Consider the following 21,165-nt stretch of genomic DNA (forward strand, 5'->3'; position numbering starts at 1 on the left):
TGCCTCATGGGGACCGGAGTGCCAGTTAAACCTGCGTCAGATCCTGTCATGAAAAAAGGGGCGTCCCGTCATGGGGCGCCCCTTTTTGTCGTTTCAGGTAAACGGTGCCTTACAGCGCTTTTTCGAGCGTCGGGAGGACTTCGAACAGATCACCCACGATGCCGTAATCGGCGACCTTGAAAATCGGCGCTTCCGGATCGGTGTTGATGGCCACGATGACGCGGCTGTCCTTCATGCCAGCCAAATGCTGGATCGCACCGGACAAGCCGACGGCGATGTAGAGTTCCGGCGCCACGATCTTGCCCGTCTGGCCAACCTGCATTTCGTTCGGAGCAAAACCGGAATCCACGGCCGCACGCGACGCGCCGATGGCGGCGTTCAGCTTGTCGGCAATGGGTTCGAGCAGCTTGAAGTTCGCAGCGTCCTTCAGACCCTTGCCGCCGGAAATCACCACGCGGGCAGATTCCAGTTCCGGACGGTCGGATGCAGAAAGCTCGACCTTCACGAAAACAGACTTCTCGCTGGCCGGAGCTTCGATTGTCTCAACCGTGGCGGACCCACCTTCGGCAGCAACCGGATCGAAATTGGAGCCGCGGACCGTCAGCACCTTGATGCTGTCGGCGGAACGGACCGTTGCCAGCGCGTTACCGGCATAGATGGGGCGCACGAACGTGTCGGCGTCCTTGATCTCGACCACATCGGGAATGGGCTGCACGTCCAGCAGGCCCGCCAGACGCGGCAGGATGTTCTTACCAGTGGCGGAGGCTGCGGCCACGATGTGGCTGTAGTCCTTCGCGCGGGCGGCCAGCAGGTCGGCGGCGGGCTCGGCCAGATCGTTGACCAGACCCGGCACGCTGAGAACGCGCGTCACACCCGGCAGGGCGGCAGCGGCCTGTGCGCCGTCTCCGAATACGATGGCATCGACGGCACCAAAGCGGGAGGCAGCGGCAACAGCCGAACGGGAAGCCTGACGGACCGCGCCGTTTTCGACTTCAACCAGAACAAGAGCGGTCATCAGATCACCTTCGCTTCTGTCTTGAGCTTCTCGACCAGTTCGGCCGCGCTGTTCACTTTCACGCCTTCCTTGCGCTCGGCGGGCTCGGCCACAGAGACCACCGTCAGGCGTGACGCCGTATCAACGCCGAGGCTGTCGATTTCGACCGTCTCAAGCGGCTTCTTGCGGGCCTTCATAATGTTCGGCAGGGACGCATAGCGCGGCTCGTTGAGGCGCAGATCCGCCGTCACCACCGCCGGGAGCGTGAGGGACACGACTTCCGTGCCGCCATCGATCTCGCGGGCAACTTCGATACGCCCATCGGCAATCGTTACCGCGCTGGCGAATGTGCCCTGCGGCCAGCCAAGCTTCGCGGCCAGGATCTGGCCCGTAGCATTCATGTCGTCGTCGATCGCCTGCTTGCCCATGCAGATCAGGCCGGCTTCTTCGCGCGTGGCAATCGCCTTGAGCACGTTGGCCACGGCGCGTGGCTCAAGCGTGTCGTCCGTGCGGACGAGGATGGCGCGGTCTGCACCCATTGCCATGGCCGTACGCAGCACGTCCTGCGCGGCCTGTGCGCCGACGGTCACGACCATGACTTCCTTGGCCGCACCTTTTTCACGCAGGCGCACTGCTTCTTCGACTGCGATTTCGTCGAACGGATTCATGGACATTTTCACGCCCTGCGTTTCGACACCGCTGCCATCAGCCGCTACACGTACCTTGACGTTGTAATCGACCACCCGTTTGACTGGGACCAGAACTTTCATCGTCATCTTTCGCTGCTGTCGCCGCCACAAAAACGGGCGCCACCGTAGCGGGACTGACCGGAAAAGTCACATTCCGCTCTGGCCGTGCCCTTTTGCGGGAAGAAAATTACATCCCGACCGGATAATTCGGACCGCCGCCGCCTTCGGGCGTGCACCAATCGATGTTCTGCGTCGGGTCCTTGATGTCGCAGGTTTTGCAATGCACGCAGTTCTGGGCATTGATCCGGAGCTGCCAGGCGTTTTCGCCCGTCTGTTCCTGTTCATACACGCCAGCGGGGCAGTAGCGGCTCTCCGGCGAATCGAACACGTCGTGATTGACGGTCTGCCAGACGGTCTCGTTGCGGAGTTTGAGGTGAACCGGCTGATTCTCCTCGTGATTCGTGCTGCTCAGGAAGACCGAGCTGACGCGATCGAAGGTGATCTTCCCGTCCGGCTTGGGATAGTCGATTTTCGTGCATACCGAGGCCGGACGCAGCGTCTCGTTATCGGCGTGCGGGTGATGCAGCGTCCAAGGCGCACGGCCCCGCAGGATCATGCTATCGATCCCGGAATAGAGCGCGCCGAGCTTCATGCCCCATTTTGCAAAGGCCGGGCGGATGTTGCGGACGTCGCGCAGTTCGGACCACAGCCAGGACTGCTGGACGCGCGCCGTCATGCTGGCGGCTTCCTTCTTGTCCTTTTCCAGAGCCTCGGCCACGGCCTCAGCCGCGATCATGCCGGACTTCATGGCCGTATGCGTGCCCTTGATCTTGGGCACGTTCAGGAAGCCTGCCGAATCGCCAGCCAGAACGCCGCCGGGGAAAGTCAGGCGCGGAATGGACTGGAATCCGCCTTCCGATAGGGCACGTGCGCCGTAAATCAGGCGCTTGCCGCCTTCGAAATGCTCCCGGAAGGCCGGGTGCAACTTGGTGCGCTGCATTTCCTCGAAGGGAGACAGATAGGTGTTGGCGTAATCGAGGCCGGTCACGAAGCCGAAGCTGACCAGATTTTCCCCGAAATGATAGAGCCACGCCCCGCCATAAGTGTTGTCGTCGAGCGGCCAGCCGAAGCTGTGTTGTACGAGGCCGGGCCGGTGCTTTTCTGCCGGTATTTCCCAGACTTCCTTGATGCCGAGGCCATAGGTTTGCGGCTCCACGCCCTTGCGCAGGCCGAAACGCTTCATGGCGTGGCCGGTGAGGGAGCCGCGCGCGCCTTCGGTCAGGATGGTCTGCTTCGCGCGCAGGATCATGCCGGGCGTGAAGTTCGGCCCGTGTTCGCCGTTGCGCTCGATGCCCATGTCGCCCGTGATGACGCCAGCGACGTGGTCATTTTCGATGAACAGTTCCGCACCCGAGAAGCCCGGATAGATCTCAACGCCCAGAGCCTCAGCCTGCTCGCCGAGCCAGCGGCAGACTTCGCCGAGCGAGACGACGTAATTTCCATGATTGGCCATCTGCGGCATCACGCGATCCAGATACGGAACTGCGAAGGAACGCGTTTCGGTCAGGAACAGCATCCGCTCTTCCGTCACCTGCGTCCGCAGCGGGGCGTCCAGATCGCGCCAGTTCGGCAGAAGTTCATCGAGCGTGCGGGGCTCGATGACGGCGCCCGAAACGATATGGGCGCCGATCTCGCTGCCTTTTTCGATCAGGCAGACGCCCGCATCCGGCATCAGCTGTTTCAGGCGGATCGCGGCGGACAGACCGGCGGGACCACCACCGACCACCACGACATCGAATTCCATTTCTTCGCGTTCGATCTGGGTCATGATGTCAGGAAACTCGCTGAATAACTAGGATAAGGGTTTCAGGGACGGCGGGTGAAAGTCCAGTAGAACGGCACGCGCCCTTCGCGGAAGGCTTTGGCCTCGTAGCGTGTGGGCGACCAGCCTTCCGGACGTTCCTTGGCCGGGGGCGGCGCATCAAACAGGTCCTGCTTGCCCATCACTTCTGTGACCCATTCCTGATAGACGGGATGGTCACTGGCGACGCGCCAGATGGCGCCGGGTTTCAGGACGCGGTGCATCTGCTTGATGTTTTCCGGATGCACGAAGCGGCGCTTGGCGTGCCGGGCCTTGGGCCACGGGTCAGGGAACATCAGATAGGCCCGGTCGAGGCATGCGTCGGGCATGTCCTTGAGCAGCAGGCGGGCGTCTTCGGCCCAGATGCGGAAATGGGGAGGCGGCGTGGCCGTGTCTTCCTCGCCCTCGGGCACGAGGCGCGACAGCAGGGAGCATAGGCCGTTCTCGAAGACCTCGGAGGCGATATAGCCGACATCCGGGTTCAGTTCGGACTGGCCAACGGCATGTTCGCCACCGCCAAAACCGATTTCGAGAAAGACGCGCGAGACCGCATCGGAGAATCCCGCGGCGGGATTTTCCGGTGAGGTAAAGGAAAGCCGGGGCAGCGCCTTCTCAAGAAGATGCTGCTGCCGGGCCCGGAGCGGATGGCCGCGTTGACGGCCGTAAAGCCGCTCCGGCTGGGGTTTGAGAGACTCGACCAGGGTTTTTCTGCCAGATTACCGGTGAGACTTAGCGGTTCAGGGCGCCACGCAGCGTGGTGACCAGATCCGTCTGTTCCCAGGTGAAGTTGTCCAGAACCGGATCCGGCGCACGACCGAAATGGCCATAAGCGGAAGTCGGAACATAGATCGGGCGGTTCAGGCGCAGATGCTTGCGGATGCCGCGCGGGGAGAGGTCCACAACGTCGTTGAGGATGGCACCCAGACGGGCTTCGTCCACGTCCTTGCCCGTACCATCGAGGTCAACATAGACCGAGAGTGGCTTGGACACGCCGATGGCGTAGCTGAGCTGGATCGTGCAGCGGTCGGCCAGGCCGGCGGCCACGACGTTCTTGGCGAGGTAACGCGCGGCATAGGCTGCCGAACGGTCCACCTTCGTGGGGTCCTTGCCGGAGAATGCGCCACCACCATGCGGGGCTGCGCCACCATAGGTGTCGACGATGATCTTGCGGCCCGTGAGGCCTGCGTCGCCGTCCGGTCCGCCGATGACGAAGTTGCCGGTCGGGTTCACATAGAACTCGTCTTCCGGGCAGTTCCAGCCTTCGGGCAGGATGCCGTTGACCACGTCGCGCAGCGTCTCGCGGATCGTGTGCTGGCTCATGCCTTCGACATGCTGCGTGGAAATCACGACGGACGTGACGCCAACGGGCTTGCCGTCGACATAACGCAACGTAACCTGGCTCTTGGCATCCGGCAGAAGGCCAACGCCACGGGCGTCGCCGCTCTTGCGGTAGTCGCGGATGCGCTCGAGGATCGTCTGCGCATAGAACAGCGGCGCAGGCATCAGGTGTTCGGTTTCGCGCGTGGCGTAGCCGAACATGATGCCCTGATCGCCAGCACCTTCGTCCTTGTCACCGGCACTGTCGACGCCCTGAGCGATGTCGGCGGACTGTGCGTGCAGGTAGGAGGTGATTTCGGCTTTCTTCCAGGAGAAACCTTCCTGGTCGTAGCCGATGTCCTTGATCGCTTCACGGGCGCGGTCGATCAGCGTGTCCTCGACCTCTTTGGGGCCGCGGACTTCACCGGCCAGGACGACGCGGTTGGTGGTGACCAGCGTCTCACAGGCAACACGCGCTTCCGGATCGGCCTGCAGATAGGCGTCCAGAACGGTATCGGAAATGCGGTCCGCCACCTTGTCGGGATGGCCTTCGGAAACGGACTCGGATGTGAAAAGGAAATCGCCGTGATTGCGCACTCAGGGACCTCGCAGGGAATGAGTGGTGAGAAGGGCCACAGTGTGCCTTGGCAGGCGGTCTGTGGCATTCAGGGAGGGGACGGCTTGGCGGAATTGGGCGCAAGGGTCAAGGGGCCGTGTGAGGTCTGAACGCGGTTTTCTGCGGAAAAGTCCGGAAAGCCACTCTGAAATTACAAAAAAAACCAGACGGATATTACGAAAAAGAGAGCGTTGGCCCCCGTTTCATTTTTCAACGACACCGGTCATGCTGCGTTTGTGTTCCCGTGACCGTCATGGCCCGTCAAAGGCGCCGCCCACGGTCGAGTCCGGGAAAAACAGAGAATTTGAGGCATTTGAAATGTCGAATCACTTCAGCGGTAAAGTCTGTCTCGTCACCGGTGCGGGTGGCAATATCGGTCTTGCGACCGCCCTCCGTCTGGCCGGGGAAGGGACGGCCATTGCCCTGCTGGACATGAACCGGGAGGCTCTTGAGAAAGCCGAAGCCGCCGTGCGGGAAAAGGGCGTCGAAGCTCGGTCTTATGTTTGTAACGTGACGTCCGAAGAGGCTGTGACCGAGACCGTGGAGGCCGTGGTGCGGGATTTCGGGAAGATCGACTTCCTGTTCAACAATGCCGGATATCAGGGCGCTTTCGCCCCGGTGCAGGATTACCCGTCCGAAGATTTCGCGCGTGTGCTGACGATCAACGTCACAGGTGCATTTCACGTCCTCAAGGCCGTCGTGCGGCATATGATCGCGCAGAATTACGGTCGTGTGGTGAACACCGCCAGCATGGCGGGCGTGAAGGGGCCGCCGAACATGGCCGCCTATGGTGCGTCCAAGGGGGCCATCATCGCCCTGACCGAAACGGCGGCGCTGGATCTTGCGCCCTACAACATCCGCGTGAATGCCATCAGCCCTGGTTATATGGGCCCCGGCTTCATGTGGGAGCGTCAGGTCGAGCTTCAGGCCAAGGTTGGAAGCCAGTATTTCTCCACCGACCCCAAGGTGGTGTCCGAGCAGATGATCGGCAGCGTGCCGATGCGCCGCTATGGCGATATCAACGAAATCCCCGGTGTGGTGGCGTTTCTGCTGGGGGACGATTCCAGCTTTATGACGGGGGTGAATCTGCCGATCGCTGGTGGTTGATCGGGGGTGTCCGGGCTCTGCCCGGGCCCGGCAGGGATCTTGATCCCTGCACCCTGATTCGGGGTTAGGGTTTTAAGGCGTCTGCCATTGTGTAGAGGCCTGCGGGGCGTCCGGCGAGCCATTTTGCGGCGAGCAGGGCGCCTCTGGCGAAGACCCTCCGGTCCAGCGCGCGATGAGACAGGGTGATCTGTTCGTCCGCTGCCATCAGGACGAGGTCGTGCTCGCCTACGATCTGCCCGCCGCGCAGGGAGGCGAATCCGATCGCCCCGTCCGGGCGCAGACCGTTCTGATCGGTTCGGGCCACCTCCTCGAATGCGACTCCGCGTCCTTCCGCCACGGCCTTACCGATCGCCAGCGCCGTTCCCGAGGGGGCGTCCAGCTTCTGGCGGTGATGGACCTCCAGAATTTCCGCATCATAATCCGGCAGGCCCGCGCCAAGCTGCCGGGCCAGTTCCAGAAACAGCGTCAGCGCCGGAGAGAAATTGGCGGCCTGAAGCACAGGAATATGCTGCGCTGCCGCGTTCACGGCGTCTTGCGCGCCTTGGTCGAGCCCCGTCGTCCCCAGAACCCACGCACATCCGGCCTGCGCGAAAGCGGCCGCATGGGCAGGGACAGTGATGGCGTGGCTGACATCAATCACCACATCGCAGTTCTTCGCGAGCGTAGCAGGGTCGGTCGTGATGTTGCGTGAGGCATCTGCTGTGCGTGAGAGGCCGCCTGCAAGGGCGCTTCCGGCTTCCTCGGCGCAGAGGGTGCCAAGTCGGCCCGTGATGCCGGCAATACCAATACGGGGGGCGGAAATCAGGGTCATGATCGGGGCCTTGCGTACGAAAATATCAGAGATCGGCGTCAAGCCGGGCGTCAAAGCGGGCGCGTGCCGCCTCGATTTCGGGGCGGTTCGACATGGCCCACTGACCGAAGGCTTCCGTCAGTGTCCAGAGCGATTCCCCAAGCGTCGTGAGTTCATAGTCCACGCGCGGCGGAGTCGTGGGGGTGACTGTCCGCAGGACGAGGCCGTCGCGTTCCAGATTGCGGAGGGTGAGCGTCAGCATCCGCTGTGAAATTCCGTCGATCGCGCGGCGCAGTTCGCTGAAACGGTGTGGTCCGCGTCCGAGCGATTTGACGATCAGGATGCTCCATTTGTCCGTCGTGCGGGCGAGAATGGAGCGGATGACGGCGCAGGCGCTGCTGTCCTGCGCGCTATCCAGAGGCGTCGTACCCGGCTTTACGGACAGTTTCGGGGGAAGGGTGGTGTCACTGACGCGAACATCCATGTGCCTATGGCTCCGGAATGTGCCTTCTTGCGGCGAGGTTCAAAGGTTCCTTATCTGGTGCTGGTTACGATCAGGAACCGGAAAGATCAAAATGAAACTTCTTCACATCGATTCCAGCATTCTCGGTGACAGCTCCGCCAGCCGTCAGGTCAGCGCCGCCGCCGTCGCCCAGTTTCGCAAGAAAGACCCGTCCGTCGAGGTTATTTCCCTCGATCTCGCCAGCGATCCGCTGCCGCATCTCGACGTCGAAGCCCTGTCATGGCTCGGCAAGGAACTGACGCCGGATGTGTCGGCCCGTCCCGAACTGGTTGCCAGCGCCAAGGCTCTGAGCGACTTCAAAGCTGCGGATGTCGTCGTCATCGGTGTGCCGATGTACAACCTGTCGATTCCCAGCCAGCTCAAATCCTGGGTCGACCGTATCATGGTGGCGGGCCAGACCTTCCGCTATGGCCCGTCCGGCATTGAAGGTCTGGCCAAGGGCAAGACAGTCGTGCTGGCCGTGGCGCGTGGCGGTCTGTATGGCGAAGGCTCGCCCGCAGCCTCCTTCGAGCATCAGCTCAGCTACCTGAAATCCGTTTTCACCATGATCGGCATTACAGACATCACCGTGATCGAAGCCGAGGGCCTCGCCACCAATGGCGGCGCTGACCGTGCCCGCATCCTGTCGGACGCGGAGCAGAAGGCCAGCGCGCTCTAAAGTCAGTCCGTTACGCCGGTATCCGGTCCAAACGTCTCGTAACGCAGGCGGTTGGTCGGAACTCCGGCGCCCGGCAGGCCCTGCACCATGTCGCGCATGAAGCCTGTCGGCCCGCACAGATAGGCCGAGACGCCATCCGGCAGCTGCTCTGCGACCCAGGCGGCGGTCGGGTGTCCGTCTTCTGAAGTCAGACGTGTCACGACCCGGATGCGCCCTGCCGTGTTGTGGGACAGTTCCGCCAGACGCGCCGCGAAGGGCGCAGTTTCGGTGGAATGGGCAACCTGTACGACCTGAACAGGCGTCGTGATGTCTGGTCCGGCCAGTGTTTCCAGCATTCCGATCATGGGTGTGATGCCGATCCCGGCGCAGATGAAGCCCAGCGGTCCCTCGATTTTTTCCGGCAGGACGAAATTGCCCGCAGGCGGTGAAAGCAGAAGTTGCGTGCCGATGCAGGCGTTGCTGTTCAGCCAGCCTGAAACAACGCCGTTCTGAACATGACGCACGCTGATGCGATAGCCCGTCCGGTTGGGGCTGGAGGTAATGCTGTAATTGCGGCGGGTCCGGCCATGGCCCGGAATGTCCAGATCAACACCCAGATACTGACCCGGAACGGCGCTAATGACCGCCTTTCCGTCCACAGGTTCCAGTTCGAGCGACGTGACGGTCGCGCATTCTGCCGTGGCGTGCGCGATGCGGAAAGCCCGCCAACCCGTCCAGCCTCCTTCGGTATGGGCGCTGCTGTCGTAAAGCTGATGCTCGCGACCGATCAGGATATCGGCCAGTGCCCAGTAGGCCCTGCCCCAGGCATCAAGGATTTCCGGTGTTGCGGCATCGCCCAGAACGGCTGAAATCGCGCCGAGCAGAGCTGTTGCGACATGCGGATAGTGTTCGGGCTGGATTTCGAGGCTGACATGTTTCTGGGCGATCCGTTCGACCGCCCCGCCCAGCACGCCCAGATTGTCGATATTTTTCGCATAGGCCAGCACGGCCATGGCCAGTGCGCGGGGCTGCATTCCTGTCGACTGATGGGTCGGATCGAACATTTCCGCAATCGCCGGATCAGCCAGAAGACGACGATACATTTCGGATGTGATGGCCACACCATGCGCTTCAAGTGCCGGGATGGTGGCCTTGATGATGGCGATGACGTCTGGCGTGAGGCTGCGGTCGGCGGAAGTGGACATGAGCGGTCCCCTAAAAGGTGTATATAAAATACATCTTTATAAACGTGACCTGATCCTGTCAATCTGGCAGAGGAGTCGCCATGCGTCTGACACTGCACACTGACTACGCCCTGCGCGTGCTAATCCATCTGGGGATTCACCATCCGGGCGCCCATGCCTCACGCCGTGTTTCCATCCGTGAGATCGCGCAGGCTTATCGTATTTCTGAAAACCATCTGGTGAAGGTGGTCCATCGTCTGGGGCAGGGCGGTTTCGTCACCACCGTCCGTGGACGGGGCGGCGGGCTGGAACTCGCGCGGCCAGCTGCGGAAATCAACGTGGGCGCGGTCGTGCGCTTTACCGAAGACGACATGGCGCTGGTGGACTGCGAAGGCCGTAACAGCACGGATGGACGGCCCTGCGTGCTGTCTCCGGCCTGTGTGCTGCGGAGCGTGCTGGGCGATGCGCTGGGCGCGTTCCTGGCGGTTCTGGACGGCTATACGCTCGCTGATCTGCTAACGGGACGGGAGGCGGCCCTTCTGGGTCTGATTGTGCCCGTCGACGACTGAGACAGAAAATTGGGGATTTCCGGAATGTGAATGGACCTTCTGCGCTCTCGTGCGTCATGTCGTGTGAACGCAAGACTGCACAGATCCGAGGAGCCTCTCATGAGCCAGCAGAATTTCCGCAGCATCCTGACGGGATCGTTCTCGACACCCTGCGACGACAACCCGACCGTCGCCATGATCGAGGCCGCCTATCAGCACCACGACATCGACGCCCGCTACATCAACTGTGACGTCAAGGCCGAGGGTCTGAAGGACGCCGTAGCAGGCGCGCGGGCCATGGAATGGGTCGGGTTCAATTGTTCCCTGCCGCACAAGGTCAAGGTGATCGAGTATCTCGACGAAGTGGCCGAATCCGCCCGGATCATCGGGGCCGTGAACTGCGTCTCCATCCGCGATGGCCGTCTGATCGGCGACAATACGGACGGCAAGGGCTTTCTGGCCTCTCTCAAAAAGGTCACCGACCCGTCCGGCAAGAAGGTCCTGCTTCTGGGCGCAGGTGGGGCCGCACGCGCCATTGCTGTGGAACTGGGTCTGGCCTCTGCCGCCCATATCACCGTCATGAACCGCGATCCGAAGAAAGCCGAGACCATCGCCGCCCTCGTCCGGGACAATACGTCGGCCAAGTCGGATGTTCAGGCCTGGGACGGTGATGCCAGCGTGCCGGAAGACGTGGACATTCTGATCAATGCGACATCCATTGGTCTGGGCGATTCCGAAACCATGCCGCCGCTGAAGGTCGAAACCCTGCGCAAGGGTCTGATCGTCGCGGATGTGATTCCAAACCCGCCCAGAACCCGCCTGCTGCGCGAAGCGGAAGGCAAGGGCTGCACCGCGCTGGACGGGCTTGGCATGCTGGTCAATCAGGGCGTGATCTGCGTGGAGCACTGGCTGGGCAAGACGCTGGATGCCGATGTGATGGAAAAAACCCTGAAGGATATTTTCGGCGCGGCCTGATATAAAAAAACTGACAAAAAAAAACCCCGGTGCCTTCAGAGAGGGCACCGGGGTTTTTCGTGAGCCTGATAAAGATCAGCGGCCGTCGAAGAAGTCGCGGACCTTGGCGAAGAAGCCGCTGCTTTCGGGGCTGCCCTTGGCGTGGTCGTCCCCGGCTTCCTTCTCGAATTCTTCAAGAAGTTCGCGCTGGCGCTTCGTCAGATGGCTCGGCGTTTCGACCGAGACCTGAATATACATGTCCCCGCGTGCTGAAGACCGCAGGACCGAGAAACCCTTGCCGCGCAGACGGAACGTCTCGCCCGTCTGGGTTCCGGCAGGGATGCGGACCTTGCTGCGGCCACCATCCACAACCGGCACTTCCACTTCCGTACCCAGAGCTGCCTGCGTCATGCGCAGCGGAACGCGGCAATAGATGTTCGCACCGTCGCGCTGGAAAATGTCGTGCGACAGAACGGAGATGTGGACATACAGATCGCCCGGCTGCACGCCTTCGCCGCCAGCTTCGCCCTTGCCCGCCATGCGGATGCGGGTGCCGTCCTCGACGCCAGCCGGGATATCGATGCTGATGGTCTCGGTCTTCGCCTGCGTTCCCGTGCCGTGACAGACCTTGCACGGATTGGCGACGGTCCGTCCCGAACCATGACAGGTCGGGCAGGGGCGCTCGACGAGGAAAAAGCCCTGCTGCGCCCGGACCTTGCCCGCACCATGACAGGTCGGGCAGGTGGTGCTGCCCGCCTTGGGATCAGCCGAGCCCGAACCGTGACAGGACTCACAGGCCACGCGGGTGCGAACCTCGACATCCTTCTTCACGCCCGTGAAGGCTTCCATCAACGTGATTTCGACCTGAACCTGGACATCCGCCCCGGTCCGGCGTCCACCACCCCGACGGCCGCCCATCATGTCTCCGAACATCTGGTCGAAGATATCGCCCAGACCGCCCGCACCGGCAAAACCACCGCCGAAGCCGCCGCCCATTCCGCCCATACCACCTTCGAAGGCGTCATGGCCGTACTGGTCATAGGCCGCGCGCTTCTGCGAGTCCTTCAGGACATCATAGGCTTCGTTGATTTCCTTGAACTTCTGCTCGGCGGCGTCATCACCCGGATTGCGATCGGGGTGGTAACGCATGGCCTGTTTGCGGAAGGCTTTTTTCAGCTCGTCCGGCGAGGCCGTGCGGGAGACTTCAAGGGATTCGTAATAGTCAATTTTGATGGCCATGTTCGGTCCTTAGGGGGCGTTCCGGAAGGCGGTCCCTGTTATGGGCCGGAAAAACAAGAATGGCGCCCACCCCCTTGCGGGAACGGGCGCCCTCGGAAAACAGGGCCGGACGGAGCATTGCGCTCCATCCGGGAAAGTCACCCGATCAGTGCTTCTTGTGGTCGTCTTCGAGGTCTTCGAAGTCGGCATCGACGACGTTGTCGTCCTTCTTTTCAGCTTCCGGAGCAGCAGCGCCTTCAGCACCCTGACCAGCCTGATAAACAGCCTGACCAACCTTCATGGCAGCCTGCGTCAGCTTCTCGCTGGCAGCTTTCAGGGCGTCGAGATTGTCGCCACCCAGAGCTTCGCGGGCTTCGGCAATGGCTGCTTCAGCTTCGGACTTGTCAGCCGCCGGAACCTTGTCGCCACCTTCGGTGATGGACTTCTCGGTCTGGTGGATGAGGCTTTCCGTGCTGTTGCGCAGCTCGACCAGTTCGCGCTTGGCCTTGTCGGCGGTTGCGTTGGCTTCCGCGTCCTTGACCATGCGGTCGATGTCAGAGTCAGACAGACCGCCAGAAGCCTGGATCTTGATCTGCTGTTCCTTGTTCGTGGCCTTGTCCTTGGCGGACACGTTCACGATGCCGTTGGCGTCGATGTCGAACGTAACTTCGATCTGCGGCACGCCACGCGGTGCAGGCGCAATGCCCTGAAGGTCGAAGTTGCCCAGCAGCTTGTTGTCGGCTGCCATCTCACGCTCGCCCTGATAGACCTTGATGGTCACGGCGTTCTGGTTGTCTTCGGCCGTGGAGAAGGTCTGGCTCTTCTTGGTCGGGATCGTCGTGTTGCGATCGATCAGACGGGTGAACACGCCACCCAGCGTCTCGATACCCAGCGACAGCGGCGTCACGTCGAGGAGCAGGACGTCCTTGACGTCACCCTTCAGGACAGCGCCCTGAACGGCAGCACCGATGGCGACCACTTCGTCAGGATTGACGTTGCGGGCCGGTTCCTTGCCGAAGAATTCCTTAACCGTCTCGATAACCTTCGGCATACGCGTCATGCCGCCAACGAGAATGACTTCGTCGATCTCGCTCGGGGAGACGGACGCATCCTTGATGGCTGCGCGGCACGGGCCGAGGGTACGCTGCACCAGATCATCGACGAGGCTTTCCAGCTTGGCGCGGGACAGCTTGACGACGAGGTGCTTCGGGCCGGAAGCATCAGCGGTGATGAACGGCAGGTTGATCTCGGTCTCCTTGGAGGAGGACAGCTCGATCTTGGCCTTTTCGGCGGCTTCCTTCAGGCGCTGCAGGGCGAGTTTGTCGCCACGCAGGTCGATGCCCTGCTCTTTCTTGAACTCGTCGGCGAGGAAGCCGATGATACGGTTGTCGAAGTCTTCACCGCCCAGGAACGTGTCGCCGTTCGTGGACTTCACTTCGATCACGCCGTCGGAGATCTCGAGGATGGAGACGTCGAACGTGCCACCGCCAAGGTCATAAACGGCCACCGTGCCGGAATCGCGCTTGCCAAGGCCATAGGCGAGGGCTGCTGCGGTCGGCTCGTTGATGATACGCAGGACTTCAAGGCCAGCGATCTTGCCAGCGTCACGGGTGGCCTGACGCTGGGCGTCGTTGAAGTAGGCCGGAACCGTGATGACGGCCTGGGAGACGGTCTCGCCGAGATAGCTTTCGGCGGTTTCCTTCATCTTGCCCAGAACATAGGCTGCGATCTGCGACGGAGCATACTTCTCGCCGCGGGCTTCGACCCATGCATCGCCATTGTCGCCACGGACGATGCCGTACGGCACCATTTCCTTGTCCTTCTGGACGGTCGGATCGTCGTAACGACGGCCGATCAGGCGCTTGACGGCATACAGTGTGTTGGCGGGGTTGGTGACAGCCTGACGCTTCGCGGCCTGTCCGACGAGACGCTCACCCTTGTCGGTGAAAGCGACCATGGACGGCGTCGTGCGAGCGCCTTCGCTGTTTTCGATCACCTTGGTTTCGTCACCCTCGCGTACGGCGACGCAGGAGTTGGTGGTACCAAGGTCAATGCCAATGACTTTGCTCATGTAAAATCAGTCCTCTCAGCGGTCCGTCCCGGCCCTGTGAGGCACCGGATCGAACCCTATTGACGTCCCCAGACCCTCACGGGCCTGTGTTTCGACTACTGATCTAGGCAAGGCTGGAGGGTGTTTCAAGCACTTGGACGACACATTTCGTCGAGAATCTTGTCCTGCCGCGCGGTGAAAAGGGCATTCAAAAGAAATATGGCGGTTTCAGATATGCCCACCGCCCTTTAGTAAGGTCGGGCCTTCCGCTTTGCCTGCCAATGGGACAGTCTTCATACAGCCATGCCGAATCCTTCCTACTTTCGTGCCACGCTGCTGGCTGCCCTGACCTGTTTTTCCGCAATCGGGCTCTCTGCCTGTGGTCCCATGGGCCCGGGAAAGCTGCGTAACGACCAGCTCGAATACTCCCGCGCGCTGGGGGATACCCAGAAGCACGAGATGCTGCTCAATATCGTGCGGCTGCGCTATGCCGATCCGCCGACCTTCCTCGATACAACTCAGGTGATTGCGGGTTACAGTGTCTCCAAGAGCGTCAGCGGCGGTTTTTACGCCTATCCGGCCACGGCGGTCGGGAACTACCTGTTCGGCACAGGGACGATGTCGCTGGGGGAAAGCCCGACTTTCACCTATCAGCCCGTCACCGGGCAGCAATATGCCGAGAACGTGGTCCGGCCGATCTCGCCGACCGTCATTATGCCGCTCAGCCTTGGCGGGCTGCCGATCGACACGCTGCTGCGTCTGACGGCGCAGTCCATTGATGGCCTGTCCAATGTGCGGGGCCTCGGCGCGGGACCGTTTGGCGGCGGGTCCGTACGGTTCTATCTGCTGCTGCATGATCTGAGGCAGCTTCAGGTTGCGGGCGCCATGACCATCCGCATCACGACCGATCCGGCGACGCCGACGGACAGCAAGAAGAACGGTGGCAAGTCCGACAGTAACGGCAGTGGCAGCGGGCCGGGGCCTGAGCGGTCCTATCTTGTTCTGACATCCACTTCGGAAAGCAATCTGCTCGCGATTCAGGCCGAAGTGCGTCGTCTGCTGCATCTCGATCCGACGGCGGAAGAGGCCGAGATCGTCTATGGGCCGTACCCCAAGCATCCGGGCCAGATTGCGATTCTGACGCGCTCGATGCTCGCGATGCTGACGCAGCTTGCCTATGAGGTTGAAGTTCCTGAAGGCGACATCAAGGCTGGTCGGACCCCGCCAACGATCGGGCAGGTCGGAATTGAAAACCGGCCGGAAGTCGTGATCCATTCGAGCAAGGACGAGCCGGACGGCCCTTATGCCGCCGTCAGTTATCACAATGCGTGGTTCTGGATCAGCGATCGGGATTTCCAGAGCAAACTGGCCTTTACGATGGTGCAGGTTCTGGCAGCCCTTGCGGCGACCAACCATACGGGTGGCGCGGTTGTCACGATTCCGGCTGGGTAATTGGAATAACGTTTATTTGAATTCACCATAATGAAACTGTATTCGCACACGGTTTTGTTAGAATAAAACAGGGGAATATTGCAAAAGAGCCGTAGCTTTCCTGAAAGTCCGGAATTACCGTCCGGGGTATCAGTGCAGGAGGCTTTCACCGATGCCAAATACTTATGGCAACAGAACCCTGACCGAGTGGCTCACGCTCGTGCTCGGGGTTGTTATCGTTCTGGTGGGGCTGTTCTTTGTTATCGGCGGGGCTCAACTCGCGATGCTGGGCGGCTCCGTCTATTATCTGATCTGTGGCGTCGTGCTGGTTGCCAGCGGCGTGTTCATGGTTCTGGGCCGTACGCTCGGTGCCTTCCTTTATCTGGGCGCGCTGGCTTACACATGGGTCTGGTCGCTGTGGGAAGTGGGTTTCAGCCCGGTTGATCTTCTGCCGCGCGATTTTGGCCCCACGCTGCTGGGTATCCTCGTCGTTCTCACCATTCCTGTTCTTCGCCGACTGGAAACCCGCCGCACCCTGAGGGGAGCCATCTGATGCGCAGATCCCATCTTCTCGCCACCGCAGCCTGCGTCACGCTGGCCTGTGCTCCGCTGGCTGCCAACGCCCAGTTTGCTCCTGCCGGAAGTGGCGGTTCGCCGACGGCTTCCGTTCCCGGCCCCGGCAATGCCGACGAACCGACGGCAACGACTCCTGCCAGTACGAGCCGCTTCTCCGGCCCGTCTCCCTATGCGCCGCAGGCTGCGGGTGTGAACGCTGCCAATCTGCCGGATATCGGGTCCATGGACCCGAACGACGTTCCGCAGATGGTGCCGCAGCAGAGCGCCGCTCCTGCGCAGGGAGACTGGTCCGCCTATGGTCGTGATGACAGCCAGACGCGCTATTCGCCCTTGTCGGAAATCACGCCGCAGAACGCCGACCAGCTCAAGGTTGCTTTCGTCTATCACACGGGCAGCTATCCGCGTCCGGGACAGACGAACAAATGGGCTGCCGAAACCACGCCGATCAAGGTTGGCGATGGCCTCTATATGTGTTCGGCACAGAACGACATCATGAAGCTCGACCCGGCGACGGGTAAGGAGATCTGGCGTCACAACATCAACGAGAAATATGAAGCCATTCCCTACACCGCCGCGTGTAAGGGTGTGACGTATTTCACGTCCTCGCAGGTGCCGGAAGGCCAGCCTTGCCACAATCGTATTCTCGAAGGCACGCTCGATATGCGCCTGATCGCGGTTGATGCCGCGACCGGCAATCTGTGCGAAGGCTTTGGGCATGGTGGTCAGGTCAACCTGATGCAGGGCATGGGCGAGTCCGTTCCCGGCTTCGTGTCCATGACGACGCCGCCGCCGGTTGTGAATGGTGTGGTCGTGGTCAACCACGAAGTCCTCGACGGTCAGCGTCGCTGGGCGCCGTCGGGTGTGATCCGTGGCTATGACGCCGAAAGCGGCAAATTCCTGTGGGCCTGGGATGTGAACAATCCCAACGATCACAGCCAGCCGACGGGCAACAACCATTACAGCCGTGGTACGCCGAACTCCTGGGCTGCGATGACCGGCGACAATGCGCTCGGCCTCGTTTACGTCCCGACCGGAAACTCGGCTTCGGACTATTACAGTGCGCTGCGTAGCCCTGAAGAAAACAAGGTGTCCTCGGCAGTCGTTGCCATCGACGTGAAGACGGGCGCGCCGCGCTGGGTCTTCCAGACGGCTCACAAGGACGTCTGGGATTATGACATCGGCTCGCAGGCGACGCTGATGGACATGCCTGGCCCGGATGGCCAGACGGTTCCGGCGCTGATCATGCCGACCAAGCGCGGTCAGACCTTCGTGCTCGATCGTCGTGACGGCAAGCCCATCCTGCCGGTCGAGGAGCGTCCTGCTCCGTCTCCGGGTGTGATTCCGGGCGATCCGCGTACGCCGACGCAGCCTTGGTCCACGGGGATGCCCGCCCTGCGCGTGCCGGATCTGAAAGAGACGGACATGTGGGGCATGTCTCCGCTTGACCAACTCTTCTGCCGTATCAAGTTCCGTCGTGCGAACTATACGGGCGAGTTCACCCCGCCGAGCGTCGACAAGCCGTGGATCGAATATCCGGGCTATAACGGCGGCAGTGACTGGGGCTCCATGTCCTATGATCCGCAGAGCGGCATCCTGATCGCGAACTGGAACATCACCCCGATGTACGACCAGCTCGTGACCCGAAAGAAGGCTGACCAGCTTGGCCTGATGCCGATCGACGACCCGAACTACAAGCCGGGTGGTGGCGGAGCAGAAGGTAACGGCGCCATGGACGGCACGCCTTACGGCATCGTCGTGACCCCGTTCTGGAACCAGTACACGGGCATGATGTGCAACCGTCCGCCCTACGGCATGATCACGGCCATCGACATGAAGCATGGTCAAAAGGTGCTGTGGCAGCACCCGCTGGGAACGGCCCGCGCCAATGGTCCATGGGGTCTGCCGACTGGTCTGCCTTGGGAGATCGGCACACCGAACAATGGTGGTTCGGTCGTGACGGCTGGTGGCCTGGTGTTCATCGGTGCGGCTACGGATAACCAGATCCGCGCTATCGACGAACATACCGGCAAGGTGGTCTGGAGCGCGGTTCTGCCGGGCGGCGGACAGGCCAACCCGATGACCTACGAGGCCAATGGTCACCAGTACGTCGCCATCATGGCGGGTGGACATCACTTCATGATGACGCCGGTCAGCGACCAGCTTGTGGTTTACGCCCTGCCCGATCACAAGGGCTGATAAAACCGGGAGCTACGGCTCCCGATACAGGCGAAAGGGGTGGTTTTCGTGCCGGAAATGGCACGGGGCCCACCCCTTTTGTCGTTCAGGGCGATCGTTTTTCATTTTTCGGGTGGGAAGGGGAGGCAGACCCGGCTACAGGCTGTTTTCATCTGAAAATACCCTTCCGGAACAGGCTCCGCAGAACCCTCATGACCGACCGCTCTCCCGTCATCCTTCAGGTTCTTCCGGCGCTGGGCACCGGCGGTCTGGAGCGCGGGGCTGTTGAGGTTGCCGCCGCCATCACTCAAGGAGGCGGGACCGCGATTGTGGCTTCGCGTCCGGGGCGTCTTCTGGTGCAGCTCCGTCATGCGGGCGGGCGGCATATCGCGCTTGATCTGAAGAAAAAATCCCCTTTCGCCGTTCTGCGCCGGGCGCGGGGTCTTCAGGCGATTATCCGGCGTGAAGGCGTGGATCTGGTCCATGCGCGCTCGCGGATTCCGGCCTGGGCAGCATGGATCGCCTGTCGCCGCGAAAACATCCCGCTCGTGACGACATGGCATGGCGTGCATGAGGCGACATGGTGGGGCAAGAAACTCTACAATTCCGTGCTGGCGCGGGGCGTGCGCGTCATCGCCATTTCGGAGTTCATTGCGAACCGTTTGCGGAGCGAATACGGCGTGCCGGAAAGCCGTCTTCGTGTCATTCCGCGTGGGGCAGACCCGCAGGAGTTCGAACCCGGCGTGATTTCCGGTGAGCGCGTGCAGAAACTTGCTGAAGCTTGGGGGGTGTTGCATGGCGAAGACGTCATTCTCATGCCTGCCCGGCTGACGGAGTGGAAAGGGCAGGGCGTTCTGATTGAGGCGCTGGCGCTCTTGCGGGATCGGGCGGATACAGGATGGATCTGCGTTCTAGCGGGGCCGGAGGGTGACCAGAAGTTCTCGCGTCGATTGCAGCAGCGCGTGCGGGAACTTGGTCTTGAGGATCGTGTCCGGTTTGCCGGAACATGTACGGACATGCCTGCGGCCTGTGATCTGGCGACTGTTGTCGTAGCGCCCTCGCTTCGGCCAGAACCGTTCGGTCGGACCTTAGTGGAAGCGCAGATGATGGGCCGTCCGGTGATCGGCACGGCGCAGGGGGCCATGATGGAAACGATCCTGCCCGGGGAGACGGGCCTTGTCGTGCCGCCCGGTGATGCGGAGGCGTTGGCGGATGCGCTAAAAAGCGTGCTGGAAACGGACGAAGATGCGTTGAATTGGCTGGCGGAAAAGGCCCGCGCCCATGCTATCGCCCATTATACGACATCGCTCATGCAGGCCCGCACGCTCGGCGTTTATGACGAGCTTCTTGGTACCCGTCTGCGGACGACATTCGAGGAACAGACCCATGACCGGTAAGGACGCAAACCCTACGGAGCAGATCATCCGTGACCGCGCTGCCGCCGCAAAGGAAGAGCGCGAAAGCCGGGAGGCCAAGGCGCTCCGGGCCAATCTGATGCGCCGCAAACAGCAGCAGCGTGCGCGTCCGCAGGATGAGGCTCCCTCATCCGCTCCCGACGAGCGCTGAGAGCCGGTGAAACGCAAGTTCCCCATGCCGTCCCCAGAGGAGCTGGCGCTGACGGGCGTGACAGTGTTGTGGGGTGGGACCTTCCTTGTGCTGCATACCGCCATGCAGCATTGCGGACCGCGGTTTTTCGTTTTTGTCCGGTTCATGATGGCCGCAGTTTTCGTCGGCCTTCTGGCCGGGCGGAAACTGCTGGATTTCAACCGGCGGGAAATCTGGGCCGGAACCTTGATCGGCGTTACTCTGGCGACCGGCTATGTGTTGCAGAGCGCAGGATTGCACGACATCACCAGCAGCCGCTCCGCCTTTATTACGGCGCTGTATGTGCCGCTGGTGCCGATCTTTCAATGGGCGTTCCTGCGCCGGGCGCCACATCTCATGAGCTGGCTCGGGATCGGTCTGGCGTTCGCAGGATTGGTCTGTCTGGCGGGGCCGGCGGCGCTGTCGCTGTCTTTTGGGCGTGGTGATCTGCTGACGCTGTGTGCCGCGATTGCTATTGCGATCGAAATCGTCCTCATCAGCCTTTATGCCCGCGGTGTGGACAGTCTGCGCATAACGGTCATGCAGCTTTTAGCGGGTAGTCTGTTTGCCGGGCTGATGATCCCAGTTTCGGGAGAAGTGCTTCCGGCTTTCTCATGGGTCTGGATCGCCTGTGCGCTGACACTGGGTGGGCTGAGCGCGCTGGTGCAGGTCGTGATGAACTGGGCGCAGAAATCCGTCTCCCCGACTAAAGCAGCCGTGATCTACGCCGGAGAGCCCGTCTGGGGCGGGCTTGTGGGATGGATGGCAGGCGATCATCTGCCTCCTGCGACGCTGCTGGGTGCTGTGCTGATCGTGGGCGGTGTGCTGACCAGTGAGTTGCGTCCGCAATGGCTGGAAGCTCTGCTGGGCCGTTCGTCACAGGCGCTCACGAAAAATGACTGATCCGACAC

20 protein-coding genes are annotated in these 21,165 nt (G+C 61.6%); 10 read left to right on the forward strand and 10 right to left on the reverse strand.

Annotation, left to right across the window (positions count from 1 at the left end):
* Positions 1-109: 109 nt before the first annotated feature.
* From JK208_RS06670 to metK, 5 genes are all read right to left on the reverse strand, one after another.
* On the reverse strand, positions 110-1,015 hold the full coding sequence (locus JK208_RS06670; protein ID WP_211575100.1) for an FAD-binding protein: 906 nt from the start codon (positions 1,013-1,015) through the stop codon (positions 110-112).
* The gene (locus JK208_RS06675; RefSeq protein ID WP_211575260.1) at positions 1,015-1,764 is read right to left on the reverse strand and encodes an electron transfer flavoprotein subunit beta/FixA family protein; all 750 of its coding nucleotides are present in this window, start codon (positions 1,762-1,764) and stop codon (positions 1,015-1,017) included. The genes JK208_RS06670 and JK208_RS06675 overlap by 1 nt, the downstream gene beginning before the upstream one ends.
* A gap of 106 nt (positions 1,765-1,870) precedes the next feature.
* A complete protein-coding gene (locus JK208_RS06680; protein ID WP_194261137.1) occupies positions 1,871-3,511 on the reverse strand; it encodes an electron transfer flavoprotein-ubiquinone oxidoreductase in 1,641 nt (546 codons plus the stop codon).
* 38 nt (positions 3,512-3,549) lie between these two features.
* Positions 3,550-4,245 (reverse strand): tRNA (guanosine(46)-N(7))-methyltransferase TrmB, encoded by a 696-nt coding sequence (locus JK208_RS06685; protein ID WP_194261330.1) that lies wholly within the window; start codon positions 4,243-4,245, stop codon positions 3,550-3,552.
* Between the two features lie 28 nt (positions 4,246-4,273).
* Entirely contained in the window at positions 4,274-5,458 is a 1,185-nt protein-coding gene (gene metK / locus JK208_RS06690; RefSeq protein WP_099285788.1) for a methionine adenosyltransferase, read from the reverse strand.
* A 337-nt stretch (positions 5,459-5,795) separates the two neighbouring features.
* On the opposite strand from metK, the gene JK208_RS06695 reads away from it, so the two are divergent.
* Entirely contained in the window at positions 5,796-6,584 is a 789-nt protein-coding gene (locus JK208_RS06695; RefSeq protein ID WP_211575101.1) for an SDR family NAD(P)-dependent oxidoreductase, read from the forward strand.
* Between the two features lie 64 nt (positions 6,585-6,648).
* Here the strand turns inward: JK208_RS06695 and dapB are convergent, their stop codons facing one another.
* Together dapB and JK208_RS06705 are read right to left on the reverse strand one after the other, a co-directional pair.
* Positions 6,649-7,395: a 4-hydroxy-tetrahydrodipicolinate reductase gene (gene dapB, locus JK208_RS06700; RefSeq protein ID WP_211575261.1), complete on the reverse strand. Its 747-nt coding sequence runs from the start codon at positions 7,393-7,395 to the stop codon at positions 6,649-6,651.
* 25 nt (positions 7,396-7,420) lie between these two features.
* On the reverse strand, positions 7,421-7,858 hold the full coding sequence (locus JK208_RS06705) for a helix-turn-helix domain-containing protein (RefSeq protein WP_211575102.1): 438 nt from the start codon (positions 7,856-7,858) through the stop codon (positions 7,421-7,423).
* A gap of 91 nt (positions 7,859-7,949) precedes the next feature.
* On the opposite strand from JK208_RS06705, the gene JK208_RS06710 reads away from it, so the two are divergent.
* Positions 7,950-8,555, forward strand: coding sequence for an FMN-dependent NADH-azoreductase (locus JK208_RS06710; protein WP_211575103.1), 606 nt, complete (start codon positions 7,950-7,952; stop codon positions 8,553-8,555).
* A 2-nt stretch (positions 8,556-8,557) separates the two neighbouring features.
* Here the strand turns inward: JK208_RS06710 and JK208_RS06715 are convergent, their stop codons facing one another.
* The gene (locus JK208_RS06715; protein ID WP_211575104.1) at positions 8,558-9,739 is read right to left on the reverse strand and encodes a globin domain-containing protein; all 1,182 of its coding nucleotides are present in this window, start codon (positions 9,737-9,739) and stop codon (positions 8,558-8,560) included.
* Positions 9,740-9,819: 80 nt separating this feature from the next.
* Between JK208_RS06715 and JK208_RS06720 the strand changes: the two genes are divergently transcribed.
* Together JK208_RS06720 and aroE are read left to right on the forward strand one after the other, a co-directional pair.
* Entirely contained in the window at positions 9,820-10,287 is a 468-nt protein-coding gene (locus JK208_RS06720; protein WP_194267057.1) for an Rrf2 family transcriptional regulator, read from the forward strand.
* 99 nt (positions 10,288-10,386) lie between these two features.
* Positions 10,387-11,241, forward strand: coding sequence for a shikimate dehydrogenase (gene aroE, locus JK208_RS06725; protein ID WP_211575105.1), 855 nt, complete (start codon positions 10,387-10,389; stop codon positions 11,239-11,241).
* A gap of 75 nt (positions 11,242-11,316) precedes the next feature.
* Here the strand turns inward: aroE and dnaJ are convergent, their stop codons facing one another.
* Together dnaJ and dnaK are read right to left on the reverse strand one after the other, a co-directional pair.
* Positions 11,317-12,459: a molecular chaperone DnaJ gene (dnaJ, locus tag JK208_RS06730; protein WP_211575106.1), complete on the reverse strand. Its 1,143-nt coding sequence runs from the start codon at positions 12,457-12,459 to the stop codon at positions 11,317-11,319.
* Positions 12,460-12,604: 145 nt separating this feature from the next.
* Complete coding sequence (gene dnaK / locus JK208_RS06735) at positions 12,605-14,509, reverse strand: molecular chaperone DnaK (RefSeq protein WP_211575107.1); 1,905 nt, start codon at positions 14,507-14,509, stop codon at positions 12,605-12,607.
* A gap of 282 nt (positions 14,510-14,791) precedes the next feature.
* On the opposite strand from dnaK, the gene JK208_RS06740 reads away from it, so the two are divergent.
* The 6 genes from JK208_RS06740 to JK208_RS06765 all read left to right on the forward strand — a co-directional run bounded on the left by JK208_RS06740 (position 14,792) and on the right by JK208_RS06765 (position 21,157).
* Entirely contained in the window at positions 14,792-15,940 is a 1,149-nt protein-coding gene (locus tag JK208_RS06740; protein ID WP_194261147.1) for a hypothetical protein, read from the forward strand.
* Between the two features lie 151 nt (positions 15,941-16,091).
* Complete coding sequence (locus JK208_RS06745; RefSeq protein ID WP_099285782.1) at positions 16,092-16,472, forward strand: glycerol dehydrogenase; 381 nt, start codon at positions 16,092-16,094, stop codon at positions 16,470-16,472.
* Positions 16,472-18,691, forward strand: a complete 2,220-nt coding sequence (locus tag JK208_RS06750; RefSeq protein WP_211575108.1) for a pyrroloquinoline quinone-dependent dehydrogenase — start codon at positions 16,472-16,474, stop codon at positions 18,689-18,691. Before JK208_RS06745 ends, JK208_RS06750 begins: the two co-directional genes overlap by 1 nt.
* Positions 18,692-18,882: 191 nt before the next feature.
* Positions 18,883-20,067: a glycosyltransferase family 4 protein gene (locus JK208_RS06755; RefSeq protein WP_211575109.1), complete on the forward strand. Its 1,185-nt coding sequence runs from the start codon at positions 18,883-18,885 to the stop codon at positions 20,065-20,067.
* Positions 20,057-20,236, forward strand: coding sequence for a hypothetical protein (locus tag JK208_RS06760; RefSeq protein WP_099285779.1), 180 nt, complete (start codon positions 20,057-20,059; stop codon positions 20,234-20,236). The genes JK208_RS06755 and JK208_RS06760 overlap by 11 nt, the downstream gene beginning before the upstream one ends.
* Positions 20,237-20,242: 6 nt before the next feature.
* On the forward strand, positions 20,243-21,157 hold the full coding sequence (locus JK208_RS06765) for a DMT family transporter (RefSeq protein ID WP_349291964.1): 915 nt from the start codon (positions 20,243-20,245) through the stop codon (positions 21,155-21,157).
* Positions 21,158-21,165 lie beyond the last annotated feature (8 nt).

The sequence above is a fragment of the Gluconobacter sp. Dm-74 genome (assembly GCF_018256135.1).
Classification (GTDB): domain Bacteria; phylum Pseudomonadota; class Alphaproteobacteria; order Acetobacterales; family Acetobacteraceae; genus Gluconobacter; species Gluconobacter cadivus.

What these genes read in the sequence shown, in the direction of transcription:
- JK208_RS06670 (WP_211575100.1), bottom strand. Translation starts at nt 1,015, where the DNA reads ATGACCGCTCTTGTTCTGGTTGAAGTCGAAAACGGCGCGGTCCGTCAG.
- JK208_RS06675 (WP_211575260.1), bottom strand. Translation starts at nt 1,764, where the DNA reads ATGAAAGTTCTGGTCCCAGTCAAACGGGTGGTCGATTACAACGTCAAG.
- JK208_RS06680 (WP_194261137.1), bottom strand. Translation starts at nt 3,511, where the DNA reads ATGACCCAGATCGAACGCGAAGAAATGGAATTCGATGTCGTGGTGGTC.
- JK208_RS06695 (WP_211575101.1), top strand. Translation starts at nt 5,796, where the DNA reads ATGTCGAATCACTTCAGCGGTAAAGTCTGTCTCGTCACCGGTGCGGGT.
- dapB (WP_211575261.1), bottom strand. Translation starts at nt 7,395, where the DNA reads ATGACCCTGATTTCCGCCCCCCGTATTGGTATTGCCGGCATCACGGGC.
- JK208_RS06705 (WP_211575102.1), bottom strand. Translation starts at nt 7,858, where the DNA reads ATGGATGTTCGCGTCAGTGACACCACCCTTCCCCCGAAACTGTCCGTA.
- JK208_RS06710 (WP_211575103.1), top strand. Translation starts at nt 7,950, where the DNA reads ATGAAACTTCTTCACATCGATTCCAGCATTCTCGGTGACAGCTCCGCC.
- JK208_RS06715 (WP_211575104.1), bottom strand. Translation starts at nt 9,739, where the DNA reads ATGTCCACTTCCGCCGACCGCAGCCTCACGCCAGACGTCATCGCCATC.
- JK208_RS06720 (WP_194267057.1), top strand. Translation starts at nt 9,820, where the DNA reads ATGCGTCTGACACTGCACACTGACTACGCCCTGCGCGTGCTAATCCAT.
- aroE (WP_211575105.1), top strand. Translation starts at nt 10,387, where the DNA reads ATGAGCCAGCAGAATTTCCGCAGCATCCTGACGGGATCGTTCTCGACA.
- dnaJ (WP_211575106.1), bottom strand. Translation starts at nt 12,459, where the DNA reads ATGGCCATCAAAATTGACTATTACGAATCCCTTGAAGTCTCCCGCACG.
- dnaK (WP_211575107.1), bottom strand. Translation starts at nt 14,509, where the DNA reads ATGAGCAAAGTCATTGGCATTGACCTTGGTACCACCAACTCCTGCGTC.
- JK208_RS06740 (WP_194261147.1), top strand. Translation starts at nt 14,792, where the DNA reads ATGCCGAATCCTTCCTACTTTCGTGCCACGCTGCTGGCTGCCCTGACC.
- JK208_RS06745 (WP_099285782.1), top strand. Translation starts at nt 16,092, where the DNA reads ATGCCAAATACTTATGGCAACAGAACCCTGACCGAGTGGCTCACGCTC.
- JK208_RS06750 (WP_211575108.1), top strand. Translation starts at nt 16,472, where the DNA reads ATGCGCAGATCCCATCTTCTCGCCACCGCAGCCTGCGTCACGCTGGCC.
- JK208_RS06755 (WP_211575109.1), top strand. Translation starts at nt 18,883, where the DNA reads ATGACCGACCGCTCTCCCGTCATCCTTCAGGTTCTTCCGGCGCTGGGC.
- JK208_RS06760 (WP_099285779.1), top strand. Translation starts at nt 20,057, where the DNA reads ATGACCGGTAAGGACGCAAACCCTACGGAGCAGATCATCCGTGACCGC.